This window comes from Chryseobacterium tongliaonense, from assembly GCF_041224435.1.
In the GTDB taxonomy this organism is placed as follows: domain Bacteria; phylum Bacteroidota; class Bacteroidia; order Flavobacteriales; family Weeksellaceae; genus Chryseobacterium; species Chryseobacterium tongliaoense.
Window position 1 is genome coordinate 1 of record NZ_JBGFFD010000006.1, and the last position, 15091, is coordinate 15091.

General features: G+C 36.3%; 14 protein-coding genes. 13 read left to right on the top strand and 1 reads right to left on the bottom strand.

Features of this window, described 5'->3' with window-relative positions; translation table 11 throughout:
* The first annotated feature begins 1417 nt into the window (after positions 1 to 1417).
* The 13 genes from AB8P06_RS13200 to AB8P06_RS13260 all read left to right on the top strand — a co-directional run bounded on the left by AB8P06_RS13200 (position 1418) and on the right by AB8P06_RS13260 (position 13631).
* On the top strand, positions 1418 to 2626 hold the full coding sequence (locus AB8P06_RS13200) for a spondin domain-containing protein (protein ID WP_369842424.1): 1209 nt from the start codon (positions 1418 to 1420) through the stop codon (positions 2624 to 2626).
* Between the two features lie 1048 nt (positions 2627 to 3674).
* Positions 3675 to 4241, top strand: a complete 567-nt coding sequence (locus tag AB8P06_RS13205) for a Crp/Fnr family transcriptional regulator (RefSeq protein WP_369842426.1) — start codon at positions 3675 to 3677, stop codon at positions 4239 to 4241.
* Between the two features lie 84 nt (positions 4242 to 4325).
* The gene (locus tag AB8P06_RS13210; protein WP_369842428.1) at positions 4326 to 5813 is read left to right on the top strand and encodes an FAD-dependent monooxygenase; all 1488 of its coding nucleotides are present in this window, start codon (positions 4326 to 4328) and stop codon (positions 5811 to 5813) included.
* Between the two features lie 20 nt (positions 5814 to 5833).
* Positions 5834 to 6169, top strand: coding sequence for a hypothetical protein (locus AB8P06_RS13215; protein ID WP_369842430.1), 336 nt, complete (start codon positions 5834 to 5836; stop codon positions 6167 to 6169).
* On the top strand, positions 6166 to 7680 hold the full coding sequence (locus AB8P06_RS13220) for an acyl-CoA synthetase (protein ID WP_369842432.1): 1515 nt from the start codon (positions 6166 to 6168) through the stop codon (positions 7678 to 7680). Before AB8P06_RS13215 ends, AB8P06_RS13220 begins: the two co-directional genes overlap by 4 nt.
* The gene (locus AB8P06_RS13225) at positions 7652 to 8062 is read left to right on the top strand and encodes an AMP-binding enzyme (RefSeq protein WP_369842433.1); all 411 of its coding nucleotides are present in this window, start codon (positions 7652 to 7654) and stop codon (positions 8060 to 8062) included. The genes AB8P06_RS13220 and AB8P06_RS13225 overlap by 29 nt, the downstream gene beginning before the upstream one ends.
* Positions 8063 to 8068: 6 nt before the next feature.
* A complete protein-coding gene (locus AB8P06_RS13230; RefSeq protein WP_369842434.1) occupies positions 8069 to 9025 on the top strand; it encodes a fumarylacetoacetate hydrolase family protein in 957 nt (318 codons plus the stop codon).
* Positions 9015 to 9428 (top strand): VOC family protein, encoded by a 414-nt coding sequence (locus AB8P06_RS13235; RefSeq protein WP_369842435.1) that lies wholly within the window; start codon positions 9015 to 9017, stop codon positions 9426 to 9428. The genes AB8P06_RS13230 and AB8P06_RS13235 overlap by 11 nt, the downstream gene beginning before the upstream one ends.
* 11 nt (positions 9429 to 9439) lie before the next feature.
* Positions 9440 to 10123 carry a VOC family protein gene (locus AB8P06_RS13240; RefSeq protein ID WP_369842436.1) on the top strand — a complete coding sequence of 228 codons (684 nt, stop codon included), beginning with the start codon at positions 9440 to 9442 and terminating at the stop codon, positions 10121 to 10123.
* A 61-nt stretch (positions 10124 to 10184) separates the two neighbouring features.
* Positions 10185 to 10517 carry a DUF2147 domain-containing protein gene (locus tag AB8P06_RS13245; protein ID WP_369842438.1) on the top strand — a complete coding sequence of 111 codons (333 nt, stop codon included), beginning with the start codon at positions 10185 to 10187 and terminating at the stop codon, positions 10515 to 10517.
* Positions 10518 to 10569: 52 nt separating this feature from the next.
* Complete coding sequence (locus AB8P06_RS13250; RefSeq protein ID WP_369842439.1) at positions 10570 to 11112, top strand: hypothetical protein; 543 nt, start codon at positions 10570 to 10572, stop codon at positions 11110 to 11112.
* A gap of 17 nt (positions 11113 to 11129) precedes the next feature.
* Entirely contained in the window at positions 11130 to 12251 is a 1122-nt protein-coding gene (locus tag AB8P06_RS13255) for a catalase family protein (RefSeq protein ID WP_369842440.1), read from the top strand.
* 30 nt (positions 12252 to 12281) lie between these two features.
* Positions 12282 to 13631 carry a Dyp-type peroxidase gene (locus AB8P06_RS13260; protein ID WP_369842442.1) on the top strand — a complete coding sequence of 450 codons (1350 nt, stop codon included), beginning with the start codon at positions 12282 to 12284 and terminating at the stop codon, positions 13629 to 13631.
* Between the two features lie 638 nt (positions 13632 to 14269).
* Here AB8P06_RS13260 and AB8P06_RS13265 read toward each other — a convergent pair.
* Positions 14270 to 15079, bottom strand: coding sequence for a lipopolysaccharide kinase InaA family protein (locus AB8P06_RS13265; protein ID WP_369842444.1), 810 nt, complete (start codon positions 15077 to 15079; stop codon positions 14270 to 14272).
* Between the last annotated feature and the right edge of the window lie 12 nt (positions 15080 to 15091).

A 15091-nucleotide genomic window follows, 5' to 3' on the forward strand; every position in this document is an offset into this window, starting at 1 on the left:
CTGCTTCCTGTAATTAGATACTGCTGATCTATAGTTGTGGTTACCTGGCTTAAAAAATCCTGTGTAGAGGATTTGATATCTTTTTGCCAAATTACCTCCTGAGCAGACATATTGAAGACTGTGCAAAGAAATAATGCACTTCCGAAGAGCTTTTGCATGTGTTAATAGTTTATATTTATCGGGATCGAAAATATTGGAATATTTTGTATTTTGTAATAACAGAATATTACATTAATAATAATAGATCCTTTAGTAGTGATAACTATGATTAAATACAAACTACTTTTGAATATTTAAGGTAATGATATAATTAAATGAACCAAAAGTAGAAGAGACTAAATTATTGACCCTATCTTAGAGATATTACACTGGACAAATCCTATCATAAAGCTCATCATTAAAGAAGGAATTCAGGGCATTAACGATACATCGTAAGTTCATTATAAAAGTAATCAATAAAGTTCTCACAGAGCGGATAATCTTCTTAAATCTTCCAATAAAGAGTTCGAGTTTTGTACCAGTGAGGTCACCAATCGCCCCTTAAATAGGGGCTTTTTGTTTTTTTTACCCCCGATTTATCCCCTAGGAATTTAAAATGGTAACGATATACTTAAATGTACCAATAGTAGAAGTAGATTAAATTAGAGGTTCTATCTTGGATATATTATGCCATATCTAAAACTCATTTTGTAATCTAGCTAACTGGTGCATTTAAGTATATCATTACCCTTTTTAATGAAGATCTCTTTTGGGGAGATACCAAAGTAGCCAATGAATGGGAAAATGAAGATTTCTCTTTGTTAGATAATATTTCATTTAATGAATATTTACAAAAATGTCTTGAAAAACTACCCCAAAGATGGCTTTTGCTTATTAAATTAACATATCTGGAAGAAAATAAGTTTAAAGAAATACGTCAAAAAGTAGATATATCCGCAGCTAATTATTGGAAAATTTTACAACGATGCCGTTTACAACTTAGGGAATGTATTGAATATAATTGGTTTGAAAATGAAAGATGAGAATCTATAAAAAATATTACACAAACTTATTCTGCCTTGCAATGAGATTACATTTCTAATTGAGAAAAAAATGTTTGAAAAAATTCCTAATCACAAACGAATACAGTTTTTTGTGCACATATTATTATGCAAATGGTGTTTTGTTTACAATAAAAAGGTTCTTTTTCTTGATAAAGCAATCCGGAATTTTGTTAAGAATAGAAAGTAAATATCAGTGTATAATATTGATATAGAAAGTGTTATTGATAGTGTGTCGAAACGGGTCGAAAAATAATTGTATATTTTTTGTCAGGTTTTTAAGTTTTTTAAGACTATACTTAAAAGGGGTTATCATATGATGTTAAGAATATAGTATGATCCAATTAAAGTATAAATAGTAATTAAAAAATAATACAATGAAAAAGCCATTTTTATTCACAATTATGCTAGGTATTTTAACATTGTTTACATCTTGCGATGATAATGATATGGTTGAAGACTCTAGTGAACAAAGATCAATTACGATAGAAAACGTAATAGCAGTGAAAGATTTTGTACAAAGTGGGACATTTCAAGGAACTGGCACTCCTCCGGTTATTCTTCCAGGACAAACTGTTAGTTTTAATTTTAACGCAGCTAAAGGGCAGAGTTTAATGTTTACAACAATGTATGGTGCATCCAAGGACTGGTTTTTTGCTCCTGAAAACCCTGGTCTTAAATTATATCAGGATAACGGAATGCCAATTACGGGCGATGTTTCTTCAAGTATTAAATTATGGGATAATGGATCTAAAAATGATGGAACAGGTACTGCCGAAAATAACCCAATTATGATGGTCCCGGGTGTGAATGCTTCTACATTAATGAAGTTGATTTTATCTTATAATGAAGCAAAATCTGAATTTACTTTAGCTATTACTAATACTTCCGGAGGTACTGCAAATGAAACCCCATTTTCCCCTGGTGTATGGGCAATATCGAATGTTTTGGGTGGCTCGTTAATAAATTCTACGCCTTTCTATAAAGCCGGATCTATAACTAATGCAGAAATTACTGCTGTAGCAGAGACTGGGAATAATGCACCTCTGGCTGCTAAAGTAATTAATAAAACGGGAATCATTACAGGACTTTCTCCCGTTCTCATAGTAGTTTATCGAGGAGATACTAATCCTATTTTTCAAATAGGAGCAAAGGATATGGGAAAGGGGTTGAAAGAACTTGCTCAAATGGGAGATGTATCGAAACTTAAAAGTTCATTAGAGGGAATGCAGGGTATAAGAGGTGTATATGTGGCTGGAAATGGACCAATAGCACCTGGGACAAAAGTAGAGATGAATATTGCTGTTGGATCAGAAGATAAGATTGCTTATGCAACAATGTTTGGTTATTCCAATGATTGGTTTTATGCAAATGAATCAACAATCACATCAGATATGAAAGGTGATTTAACTTCTAAGACCGACCTTTTTGATAATGGAACAGGTGTGGATCAGTATCCAGGTGCTGGGAATAAACAAGTTTTGTTTAACGGAGTTCCAGACCCAGAAAACAAAAATATAGAAAAAGTAGGTAGTCAGGTTCCAATTCCATCAGTATCCTCAGTGCTGAAAATCATATATCAATAAAAAGAGCAATTTTATATTTGAGAGAATTAAGATCTCCGTTCTTGAATAAACTTCAATTTTATAAAATAATATTTTTAGCATTATAAAGTTTTCAATTATATACATTTATTCAACAAAAAGCTCTGCCAGTTTAGTCAAATCCTTCAGCAAAGAGTTCGAGTTTTGTACTTCTGCGTCACTTAAGGAGACAACGTTATTAGTTGTCTTTTTTTTTTATGTGTGCATATTGTTGTTTTTTAAGTGTGTTAACTTTAAAACCTTATAGTTGGATTTTTAAAGCTATAGTCCTTAAAAGTCTAAACAAAATTTTTTGAAAAATGTCCTTATGACTTATCTCATGAGCTTCTTCAGAAGTTCGAATTCTCATTAAGGTTTTGAACCCTCCTTTCTATTGGGTTTCTTGTAGTTCCTTTACATTAGATATAATAATTCTGAATGCAGCTCTGAACAAGCCCTGTTAAACACCTATTACGTTTATATCGATATGAAAAAAGGGATTAAGCTTTCGTCTAATAGAAGGAACGGGAGCTTTATCATTAAAAGATCTAACTAGCTATTACTGATAGTTAGCTGGACAAAATTCCTCGCAGCTCTGGGGAAGGTGTTTATAGGAGAACCGGATAAAAAGATAAATAATTTTAATCAAACAACTTCTTACTGAATATCAGATGATATTATTACTATTTGCATTAGCCTTTTTCTTATTTTAGCACATAAAGAAATAATATTGTTTGATGGCTTACAGCTTCATAACTGTAAAGCTGGTTAGTTATTGTTCAATAATACACCATATTGTACAGCCGCAAAACTACACAGAAGAAATATCACTATCAATCATATACAGCCGAAGAAATGGTGAGAGGATATGAATTTAATTGAACAACTAATTGACTAAGTAGCAGTTCATCCCTATGTATTAGAAGCCTCAATCACTAGAGTTTGCCTGTTATAATCAAGTACAATGTAGAGGTTGCAGAAATTTATCCTGCTTTCAGATGATAACTGATTTTGGTGGGGAAGTCTTTGTTTTTATAAATAAAATTTTGTTATGCAATTACTGGAATACTTACAGAGAGGCGCAGGCCTTTCTACTGAAAAAGCACATATTGTTGATCAGGTTTTTGATTATATAGAATTACCAAAAGGGTATCAATTATTGAGCGAAGGTAAACAATCAAAAAAAATATTTTACGTTGAAAAAGGTATGATGCGCTTATATTACCTTAAAGACGGCAAGGATATTACACACGATTTCTTTGATGAAACTAAATTTTATGCTCCTATTGAAAACATATTTTTAAATCAGCCATACCCATATTATCTTGAAATGTTGGAAAATGGTATCATCAGAACAGCAGATTTTATGAAAGTTGAAAAAATTATGGATACTGACACTGCTCTGCAACGGTTTTCCAGACATGTTTTGGTTAGCACTATTAAACGGCTTGCCGAACAGCTTTATTCTATCCAGTTTCAATCTGCACAAGAGCGTTATCAATTATTAATTAAAAGGCATCCCAATATTCTTCTTCGCTCATCACTTGGGCATATTGCATCCTACCTGGGGATTACCCAATCTACATTAAGTGTAATCAGAGGCGAAAAGTCAAAATAGTTTTTAAGATCTCGTCATTTTTTTAGATATCGAAAAAGTTCCCCAAAAAATGTTGCTGAACTTTGCTATATAAAAAGCAAGGTAATGCAAGAAGATAAAATAGATGACACCAAAGCATATGATATTATAGTATGCGGTTTAGGTCCTGTTGGGTTGCTTACCTGCAACACATTAGGGTTGCGTGGATACCGGGTTTTAGGTGTTGACAGATTTGAAAAAGCATTTAGTTTCCCGAGAGCCATTCATATGGATGAAGAAATTGTTCGCATAGTACAGTCTGTTGGCTTACTGGATGAATTGCTGCCACAATTGAAACCTGCAGACGGTTTAGAACTGATTGATGAGAAATTCAATGTACTGTTTCGTGCCAAAAGCATTTTCCCGGGAGGCTTTTCTTCTGATCATTTTTTATTTCTGCAACCCGAACTGGAAACTATTTTACGAAACGGTTGCAAACGTTTTCCCAATGTGAATCTTGTTTATAAGGACATTACTGATTTTGAACAAAGTAACGAAGAGGTAACCGTTTTTTCAAATGCCGAAAGACTTGCATCTGCAAAATACATGATCGCTTGCGATGGTGCCAACAGTTTTACCCGAAATAAATTAGGCATTGGCTTGGAAAATTTGAAATTCGATAAAGACATTTTGAAAATAGATGCGTTGGAACTGGACCCTACACCAAATCAATATAATACTGTTCAAAAAATATGCAGCCACAAGAAACCCTGGGTAAGGATGAATGGTGTAGGCAACCACAAACGCTGGGAATTGAATTACACAAATGACCTGAGCAGAGAAGAAATTCAAAAGCCCGAAAAAATCAAACAGCTTTTGTCTGAAATAGGTGTGGATACCGCCAACCTGCAAATTCAGCACGGTGTATTATATTCTGTAAAAAGTGTTTTGGCAAAAGAGTGGCAACGTGGAAATATCATTTTGGCAGGTGATGCTGTACACACCACACCGCCTTATACCGGGCAGGGAATGGCAGCAGGTTTCAGGGATGTAATGAACTTCTCCTGGAAATTAGATGCTGTTCTTCAAAAGCAGTGGCCTGATACTATTCTCAAAACTTATCAGACAGAAAGGCATCCGCATGTAAAGTTTCATATCCGGTTGGCAATTTTGGTAGGCTGGATTTTTACTACACGGCTTTGGATGGTGTTGAAAGTGCTGTCAAAAATCCCATTGATCAATAATTGGCTGCTCAATTTTCATCTGCCGAAAAATCCACTGGGAAAAGGCTTCTGGGGTACAGGAAAGGGGAATCGTTACCTGTTTCCGCAAGTAAAAATTAACCAGAACAGTTATTCCGATATGCTTTTAGCGAATGAATGGGCATTGGTATCAATCGGTAAAAACAGAGAACCACATATTGCTGCCCTTTGCGAAAAATTAAAATTGAAATATGTAGTATTTGACAGCGAACCTTATACTGAAGAGTTACGGAAATGGGCAGAAAGAAAAGCACATTATTTCATTATACGCCCCGATCTGTATGTGTTCTCATCAGGTAACAATGCCAAAAAACTGTGCAGGGAATTTCAACTAAAAACGGAAAATATATAATCAACACCAATAAAAAAAGTATGATACCTTCAATCACATACAGCATTGCTTTCATTTTTGGTTTGGCAATGATCAGCAAGTTGGTGGGCAAATCAAAGTCCACTTTTCAAAAGGCAGGTTACAGCACGGCATCTATGTATGTAGTTGCTGTTTTGCAGGTCATGCTTACAGCAGGTTTATTTACGCAATACGCCTTGTGGTCGGCTATTGGTTTGTTGCTTATTATGGCAGGTGTCTTTTATACATTAATCAAAATAAAAAAAACCTGGCAGAGCTATATATTAGCGGTTTTGTCCATTGTTTTATTGGTTGTATTAGTCAGCTTATTAGTAATTAAACAGATTAATAAAATATGAATATAGCAAACAGAAAAGATGTTCAGGAATTTGAGCAGAAGCCATTGCCTGATTTGCCAGACAGCACTTACGAAGCGGTTGCCCGAAATGCCACGAAATATCCAAATCGTGTCGCATTAAAGTTTTTCCTGCAAGGCACTAAGTTCAAACATTCGGCAGAGTGGACATACAAAGAGTTACTCAAAAAAATTAATGCCACAGCCAATATGTTCCGTGATTTGGGCATTGGAGATACCGATGTTGTTTCCTACATTTTACCTAATTCTCCCGAAACCGTTTTTACACTTTTCGGTGCAGAAACCGCAGGCACTGTGAACGCTATAAATCCGTTGTTGCAACCCTCGCAAATGGCGGAGATTATGAATGCAGCAGGTACAAAAGTTTTGGTTACGCTGTCACCATTCCCTAAAACCGATATTTGGGAAAAAGTATCGGGCATTTTTGCCGATGTTCCCACTTTGCAGACAGTTATCACCGTAAACCTTGCCCAATACCTCGATTTCATTCCAAAACAAATTGTACAGCTCACAGTCAAAAAGACCAAAACGTCGCACAACATCCGCCTTTTGGATTTTCACAAAACGGTAAACCAGTATACGGAAGATAACCTTTCTTTTCAGCGTACTATTTCGCCCGATAATATTGCTTCTTACTTTCACACAGGTGGCACAACAGGTAAACCGAAAATAGCACAACATACGCACCGCAACGAGATTGCCAATGCGTGGTCGCTTATGAATTGGGCCGATTTAACCGGCTACAAAACACTTCTTTGTGGTTTACCCTGGTTTCACGTTAATGGCGTTATTGTTACAGGCATCGCGCCGCTTTTAAGTGGCGGCTGCATTTTGTTGGCAACACCGTCAGGCTATCGGGGCGAAGGCGTTATCAAAAACTTTTGGAAAATTGTAGCGCATTACAAAATTTCTTTTTTCAGTTCCGTGCCTACCGTCCTGCAGATGATACTGGAGACACCAATGCAGCGGGAAGACATTCGCAGCCTGGAGTATGCTTTGTGCGGTGCGGCTCTTTTGCCGGTTAAATTGTTCAACGGCTTTGAAGCAAGCACCGGCGTAAAGATCATAGAAGGCTACGGGTTCACAGAAGGTGCCTGCGTTAATTCTGCCAATCCTGCTTTTGGCAAGCGCAAAGTAGGGTCCATTGGTCTGGCATTGCCACACCACCAAATGAAAATTGCAGTTCTGGAGGAAAAAACAGGACAATATATCCGTGATGCCGAAACAGGCGAAATCGGGATCATTATTTGCAAAGGCATTAACATTTTCCCCGGTTACAAAGAAGTCCAGCATAACGAAAATATATGGGTAAATGACGGAAAAGAGGTGTGGTATAACACAGGTGATACAGGCAAACAAGACACAGATGGCTATTTTTGGATAACAGGCCGTAAAAAAGAGCTGATTATTCGTGGAGGACACAACATTGACTCAAAAGCCATTGTCGCAACATCCGGCTGTTGCAATGGCAGCAGCTATCGGCAGTCCCGATAAGAGGGTGGGCGAAATGCCTGTTGTCTTTGTGCAACTCAGACCCAATCAGCAGGTTTCAGCTGAAGAACTGAAAACTTTTGCACAGGAAAATATTGCCGAAAAAGCAGCAATACCAAAAGAAATTTTTATTGTAGAAGCCATTCCGCTTACCGCAGTAGGTAAAATTTTCAAGCCCGAGCTTACACAAATTGAAATAAAAAGAGTGTTCAGCAACGAATTGAAATCTATCAGCGAAATCGAAAACTTTGAAATCAACGTAGACCAGACGCCTCAATGGGGTATGGTGGCACAAATTATCACAACGGGAAAAAATCCTGATATCATTGCCGAAAAGGTAAAGGAAGCGTTAGGAAATTATACTGTTAAATATCAATTAAAGTAAATTGTTATGGGAATATCAATCGTAAAATACAAAAAAAATGGCAACGCTCTGTGGGGTGTTTTATATGGCGAAAAAATTTCGCAACTTGTTCTTCAACCTCCTAATTTGGTGGCAATCATAGAGGCACCACATACTTATCTGATTGACGAAAATTTGGAAAAGGAAACATTTGATTTTCAACAGGTAGAAATCCTTGCACCGGTTTCGAGCCCATTGCGTGTACTTTGCCAGGGCGTAAATTATGCTTCGCACCGCAAAGAATCGGGTTTGAGCGACAAATCCAGCGGAAATGTTTTATTCACAAAAGATTCAAGTTCAATTACCGGAGCTTTCAGTCCTGTGATTAGACCAAAAGACTGCCAATGTTTGGATTATGAAGTGGAGTTAGGTTTAATCATCAGAAAAGATATTACTCAACCTGTAAAAATCACCGAAGCCAACTTACATGAGTACATTGCGGGTTTTGTACTGGCCAATGATTTTTCAGCAAGAGACCTGCAATACAAAGACGATTATGCACAGTGGTATAAAGGCAAAAGTTGCCGCACTCTGTTGCCTTTGGGACCTGTTTTTTATCTGCTGGACAAAGAAGATTTCAATTACCTGAACAATCTTACCATTCAGCTTTGGGTAAACGACCAGCTTCGACAAGAAGCCAATACTGCACAACTTATTTTCAAACCTGCCGAAACACTGACCGAAATTTCAGAATTTCAAGACTTGTCTGCAGGCGACGTTCTTTTAACTGGTACACCGGGCGGAGTTGTAATAAAAGCACCAAGTAAGTTTCTGCAGGGAGTTGCAACGTGGCTGCTGAGTAATGAGAAAAAAGTAAATGTGCTCCATAAAAAGAAAGCTAATTATCTGCAAGACAATGACATCGTAAAAACAAAGATTTATTCGGCTGATGGTAAAATTGATTTAGGCACGCAACTCAATAAAATAATTCCTTATGGTTTCTAAATTACAACACCATGTTTTTTATGTAGAAGATTTGAAGCGTTCAAAAGATTTCTACATGCAGTTATTCGACCTGCAGTTTTCAGCGTTGAATCACCCGGACAGCAGTGCCGCAATGAAAATATCGAAACAGGAAATGCACTTTTTCAGTTTCGGTTTTTACCACCACGATATTTGTATTGTGAAGCACCACAAACTAAAAATGGATAATCATTCTATGCTGCATTATTCAATGATGGTGCGTGATAAAAATGGCTTTGAAAAAATACAGCAACGGGCTGAAGCCATGGGCAGTGTACTTCGACAAGGCAGAATGTTGAAATCGGCGCAAATGCAGCCCGATTGGCAGGCGTTCTGTTTTCAGGATCCTGACAAACACTGGATAGAAATTTTATGGAAACCTTAAATATAAAGAAGATGAGACAAAATGCATACAAACCACCCAATGTTATTTCGCCATTTAAGCAAAAGATTGCGTTTCTGTTGCGTAGAAAATGGGTAAGAGAATTAGTGCTGTTGCCAGGCACTATTACCGGAAAACGGTTTTCCAATAAAACTGCCGATTATGGTGTGTTTAAACCGTCACTGATTTCACATCTAGACCAGCTTTCAATATATGTGCAAAGTATCGATGACAGCCGGAAATGGTACAGTGATCTTGTGGGGTTAAGCACAAGTCGGATAACCGAAACAGAACCGCATCCATTCAAAGAAGGATATACTATACGATGCTGTTATATGAGTGCTGATGAACATGAAGAATGTTTGGTGCTGATTGAGGAACGGAATGAGCAGGGGAAAATTACAATTCCTTCGGGAATGAGCTTTTTTCATTTTGCATTTGAAGTAAGTGGAAACCGCTTTGAAGATGTGATGAATTTTGAAAAACAAGGCAGGGCAAAAGGATATATACCTAATTACGGAACTGTAACTCACAATGATAAACCGCCCATGGGAGATGGTGAAACAGGTGGTAATACTGCTGTTTATTTCTATGATCCTGATTGGAACAATGTAGAGTTCTGCGGAACTATGGATACGATTGAGAATTATAAAAGTAAAAAATATTTTTCAGGTAAACGTGTTTTTTTAGATATCTAAAAAAGACACAGGAAATAAAGATTCATCTTTGCCTTATCAATTAAATTTAAAAAAATAAAAAATGAAAAAACTTATTGTATTAGTATTCTCCATGTTTTTTGCTGCCCTTGCTTTTGCTCAATCTGCAAAAGATGATTTTACAGGAAAATGGAAAACGGAAGATGGCGTTATGATCACTATTTCCAATAATAAAGGGAAATTCTCCGGTGTAGATCCCAAAGGTCGTCCCACACTCTATAATGTACATTTTGAAAAAAATGAATGGAAGGGAAATGTAGAAAATCATGAGACAGGACAGAAAGGAAACTGTGAAATTTACCTGGAAGGGAAAAAGCTGAAAATAGTAGCGCATAAAGGCATTTTTTCAAAAACCATGTACTGGGTAAAACAGTAAACACTAAAATCATTTATTTTAATTAAGTTTATTTATCTCTAATTCAATGGATATGAACATCAAACAACTCACACAAGATGCCGCAATAAAGCTGAAATTGTATTTAGCTACACTTGGCGAACCTTTAGAAAAATCACACGATGTAATTACCGATGCCGATGCCGGACTACGCAGTGGCAACCTTTCGGAACTTACCATTATCACTGACTTAAAACCCGAAGGAGCAAGAAACCTTAAGTTGATATTTGAAACATTAAAAGGCAATCTTACGGGAGCTAAAAAAGTGGGTACACTGCACGATATGCGTTTTGTGTTTCTGGATAATGATACAAAATTGCTTTTCTGCACTTGCTATGATGGCGATTGGGATACTTATATCAATGACTTTGCCACCAAAATACCGGAGATGATGGATTTGATTTTTGGAAATATTGAAGGGTGGCCTGGTATTAAGTCGCCCACAGTAAAAGAATTTATACTCAGCAAACAAATTACGGCTTCTGCCTGGTTTGTAAGCCACCCCAACCTTACCGTTGCCGATGTTACAAGATTAGAAAAAATTGGTGATGGGCTGAACAAACTTTTGGAATTGTAAGTTTCAAAAAAAACGCAATGAAATCAGAATATATTTTGTTTTCAGAAGAAGCCGAAGATTTACCAAAAGATTTTGAACAACACTTAGCCGTAATAAATGCTGATGTAAAAGCATTTGTAGAACGGTCTCGTTCGGTAAGCAATACTAATCACCACACAAGAGACGCCCACGCAAAAGGCTATGCCGCATTGAAAGCAGAGTTTACCATTCTTGATAATCTTCCGGATGAATTGGCGCAAGGTATTTACGCAAATCCCGGAAAGCACGAAGCTGTTGTTCGGTTTTCAAACGGAGCAGCCCGGGTTTCAACGGATAGATTTACTGGCAATGCCCAAGGTTTGGCGATAAAAGTGTTTGATGTACCCGGCAAAAAATTAGCACCCGAAGAAGAAGATTCAACCAATGTAGATTTCAACCTTATCAATCACCCTATTTTCTTTTGCAATTCTTCCAAAGACTATATGTTTATAGACAAACTGTTTCACAAGTTGCACGAATATTTTGGAAAAGGAACCTGGGGAAAAATTGAGTTGGCGTATATGTGGACGACCGAAATGGGAAAGGCATTTCCAAGTAGAAACACGTTGAACGAACTGAAAGCGTTGCTATCTTTTCAAGACATAAAATCACAGAACACTTTGCTTTATAATTTTTATAGTATGGGCGCAGTGCGGCACGGTGACTATATTGCAAAGATAAGAGTGCGTCCTGCCGATGAATCTGTAAAAAATGTAGCGCAAAAAGAGGTGGATATCAATAAGGATGATGAAGCCTATCGAAAATCTATTTTGGAAACCATTCGCAGGCAGGATTTCAAATTTGAATTTCAAATTCAGCTATGTAAAGATTTGAAAAAAATGCATGTAAATGACCTTACTGTGGAATGGCCCCGGGAATTGTCCCCCTTTCAAACGATTGCAGAATTGTATATTCCCCGGCAAGAAGTCGATGATGATGGAAATTTCGAAATAATGGAACATCTTTCCTTCACTCCCTTTCGCTGCTTGGAAGCCAATCGCCCAATGGGTGACCTTCAAATGGCAAGATTGAAGGCATATCAAATTTCATCGGAAACAAGGCATCGGCTCAATGGGAGAGAGCGGAAAGAACCCCAAACGCTGAAAGAACTTTTTGGTTAACATTTCAAATTCTCTAATTTTAATAATCTTATGTTCTTAAAAAATTTATTTAAACGCACTGTTGAAAAAATAGACCTGCAAGATATTCAAGCCATTATATTGCGTGAGAGACCTCTGCCATATCATGGTGTAAATGTTTTTTTAGAGATTCTAAATACTGCTTCTGCCAAAGCATTTTTGAAAGAAATAGTACCTTATGTTACCAATGCCAAAAATTGGTGGGATAATGATGACGCCTGGCTTTCAATTGCATTTACTTACGAAGGACTAAAAAGGTTTGACCTTCCGCAGTCCACTATTGAAAGTTTTCCGGAAGCCTTTAAAAAAGGAATGGCTGCCCGCAGCGAAAAACTAATGGATATTAATGAGAATGCCCCCGAAAAATGGGAGTCCGTTCTTAAAGCAGCCAGTAACCATATTGCCGTTTCCATCGTTGCAAAAAATATAGATGATCTGAACTCCAAAAAAGCACTTGCTCTTCAGGTATTGGAAAAATATCCGGGTGTTAAATTGTGTTTTCAAGCTGATTTTGATACCCCTATAGAAGGCAATTTCAACCATTTTGGTTTTCGTGATGGTATCAGTAACCCGGAAATTGAAGGCAGTGGGGCACAGCAATTAAATTCAAAAGAACGGCCCATAAAGGCAGGTGAATTTATATTAGGATACACTAATGAAGCTGGTAACCAGTATCCTACGCCACAACCAGCTGAATTTGCAAGGAATGGCACGTTTGTCATTTTTAGAAAATATCACAGCCATGTTGCTGCATTCAATAAATATCTAAGCGAACAAGCAAAATCGAAAGATGAGCAGGAATTGTTGGCAGCTAAAATGATAGGCAGATGGCGGAGTGGTGCCCCATTAAATATGTGTCCTTTTAAAGACAATGTCGCATTAGGGGCAGATGTCGCAAAAAATAACGATTTTGATTTCAGTAATGATCAAAATGGTAAGTTAGTACCTTACTCAAGCCACATGCGCCGTATGAACCCACGTAACAGTAAGATGGCTGTCATGTCGGATGTGAACCTGCATCGAATTATACGCAAAGGCGTAGGTTATGGGCCTGCTCTGCCGAATGGCAGCACTAAAGATGACGGGAAGAGTCGGGGACTATATTTTATAGCATTTAGTGCGAAAGCTATGGAAACCCTCGAATTTTTGCAAAAAGAATGGGTGAACAATGGTAACTTTGTCAGCCTCAAAAATGAAAGAGATCCTATGATAGGACTCAACGAAGGCAAAGGAACTTTTACGATGCTTAATGATCCTTTACCAAAACGTTTTATTGGAATGCCGACTTTCAATACATTAAAGGGAGGTATGTACCTTTTTATGCCAGGAATCAATGCCATAAAGTGGATGAGTGAGCTGTAGATGGATGTAAATTTAATTTTAATTGAAACTTTTTAAGTATCATTTATATCACCAAGCATAAATTGATCGATGAGATTTTTATGATGTTATAATAGAAATGAACAGCATAAGATGAAAGATGATAAAACCAAACATAATTACTATCTTAAAGTGAGAACGTTATGATAAAACCATTAAAAGTTTAATCATAGTCAAAATTCTTAACTTAATGAAAATAACTCTTGATTTCTATCTTTCTGAAGAAAGTTATTCCAAAAACATTCAGTTGTTTATAAGTTCTATTTTCTTCTATATTTCCATGTTCATAGCGTTTATCAAGGTTTATAATCCTTTTTAAGCCGGACTTTAGCAAATCTTTCTCATTGATGTATTTTATTAATGATGAATATATATTCATTGTAACTATTTTTCCATTAATTTTTTTAATAAGAGCTTTCTTTATACGATCTGTTATTGTAACATCGCAGATACTGGCTCCGGGATGATATGATATTATTGGAGAAAAACAATCAATAATTAAAAAAAACTCAGAAAGGAAACTTTGATTTTGGTAACAGTGCAGATCTTATCCAGACTTTCATCGAGTTAAAGGAAAATCAGTTATACATACATTAATCATTAATATTCTGGAAAAGCTACTAAGTGCAGGTGATTATTAATATGGGTACATCATAAAATATCATTACCTTAAATTTTAGAAAATATTTATAAAACTTCAGAATTTTTTTGATTTTACGTTTTAGTATCATCCTGTTCGAAGCCTGGTTGATTTTTTTAAGGCAATATTCTGCTGGAATACCCGATAGTTTGGAATATTCATCACTGATGATTTTCATTATTCCCAAATCCGTCGTTAATCTTGCAAAATTTCTGAGCCTTTTGTCAGTTGGAAAAATGGAATGAAAATTCATTCTGTTAAGGTCTACCAAATAGAATTTATAAGTATCATTTTCTTTTTTTAATAAGAAATTTCCGGGAGCATTATCAAGAAACTCTATTCCGTTTTCGTGCAAGTTATACATCAGTGAAGCATATTCTCTGAAAATACTTTCTCTATCAGAAAAATGAGGGTTATAAAGTACTTCCGTCAATGGAACGCAATTTTCCAATTGTTCACTAATATAATAACTGGAAGTTAATCCTATGAAGTCGTGAAACTCAACATATGCAGCTGGATTGGGTGTATGAAAATTTTTACTGAGTAGAAAATTGGCATATTCAAAAGAACGTCTGGCTTTAGATTTCCTATAAAATTTATATACGTGTCTGTTGATTATATTGTGTTGTTTGAAGGATTTGAAGTTATATCTCTTGCCATCAATTTCAAAAATTTTAACCACATTTCTACTTCCAGGACCGATAAGAAGCCCACTGGTTTTGAAGTTTTTTATAATTAATGAGACTTCATTTTTGTATTGAGAAAACAAATCTGAGAAAAACCACTTCATGATTACCAACTT

What these genes read in the sequence shown, in the direction of transcription:
- AB8P06_RS13200 (WP_369842424.1), top strand. Translation starts at nt 1,418, where the DNA reads ATGAAAAAGCCATTTTTATTCACAATTATGCTAGGTATTTTAACATTG.
- AB8P06_RS13205 (WP_369842426.1), top strand. Translation starts at nt 3,675, where the DNA reads ATGCAATTACTGGAATACTTACAGAGAGGCGCAGGCCTTTCTACTGAA.
- AB8P06_RS13210 (WP_369842428.1), top strand. Translation starts at nt 4,326, where the DNA reads ATGCAAGAAGATAAAATAGATGACACCAAAGCATATGATATTATAGTA.
- AB8P06_RS13215 (WP_369842430.1), top strand. Translation starts at nt 5,834, where the DNA reads ATGATACCTTCAATCACATACAGCATTGCTTTCATTTTTGGTTTGGCA.
- AB8P06_RS13220 (WP_369842432.1), top strand. Translation starts at nt 6,166, where the DNA reads ATGAATATAGCAAACAGAAAAGATGTTCAGGAATTTGAGCAGAAGCCA.
- AB8P06_RS13225 (WP_369842433.1), top strand. Translation starts at nt 7,652, where the DNA reads ATGGCAGCAGCTATCGGCAGTCCCGATAAGAGGGTGGGCGAAATGCCT.
- AB8P06_RS13230 (WP_369842434.1), top strand. Translation starts at nt 8,069, where the DNA reads ATGGGAATATCAATCGTAAAATACAAAAAAAATGGCAACGCTCTGTGG.
- AB8P06_RS13235 (WP_369842435.1), top strand. Translation starts at nt 9,015, where the DNA reads ATGGTTTCTAAATTACAACACCATGTTTTTTATGTAGAAGATTTGAAG.
- AB8P06_RS13240 (WP_369842436.1), top strand. Translation starts at nt 9,440, where the DNA reads ATGAGACAAAATGCATACAAACCACCCAATGTTATTTCGCCATTTAAG.
- AB8P06_RS13245 (WP_369842438.1), top strand. Translation starts at nt 10,185, where the DNA reads ATGAAAAAACTTATTGTATTAGTATTCTCCATGTTTTTTGCTGCCCTT.
- AB8P06_RS13250 (WP_369842439.1), top strand. Translation starts at nt 10,570, where the DNA reads ATGAACATCAAACAACTCACACAAGATGCCGCAATAAAGCTGAAATTG.
- AB8P06_RS13255 (WP_369842440.1), top strand. Translation starts at nt 11,130, where the DNA reads ATGAAATCAGAATATATTTTGTTTTCAGAAGAAGCCGAAGATTTACCA.
- AB8P06_RS13260 (WP_369842442.1), top strand. Translation starts at nt 12,282, where the DNA reads ATGTTCTTAAAAAATTTATTTAAACGCACTGTTGAAAAAATAGACCTG.
- AB8P06_RS13265 (WP_369842444.1), bottom strand. Translation starts at nt 15,079, where the DNA reads ATGAAGTGGTTTTTCTCAGATTTGTTTTCTCAATACAAAAATGAAGTC.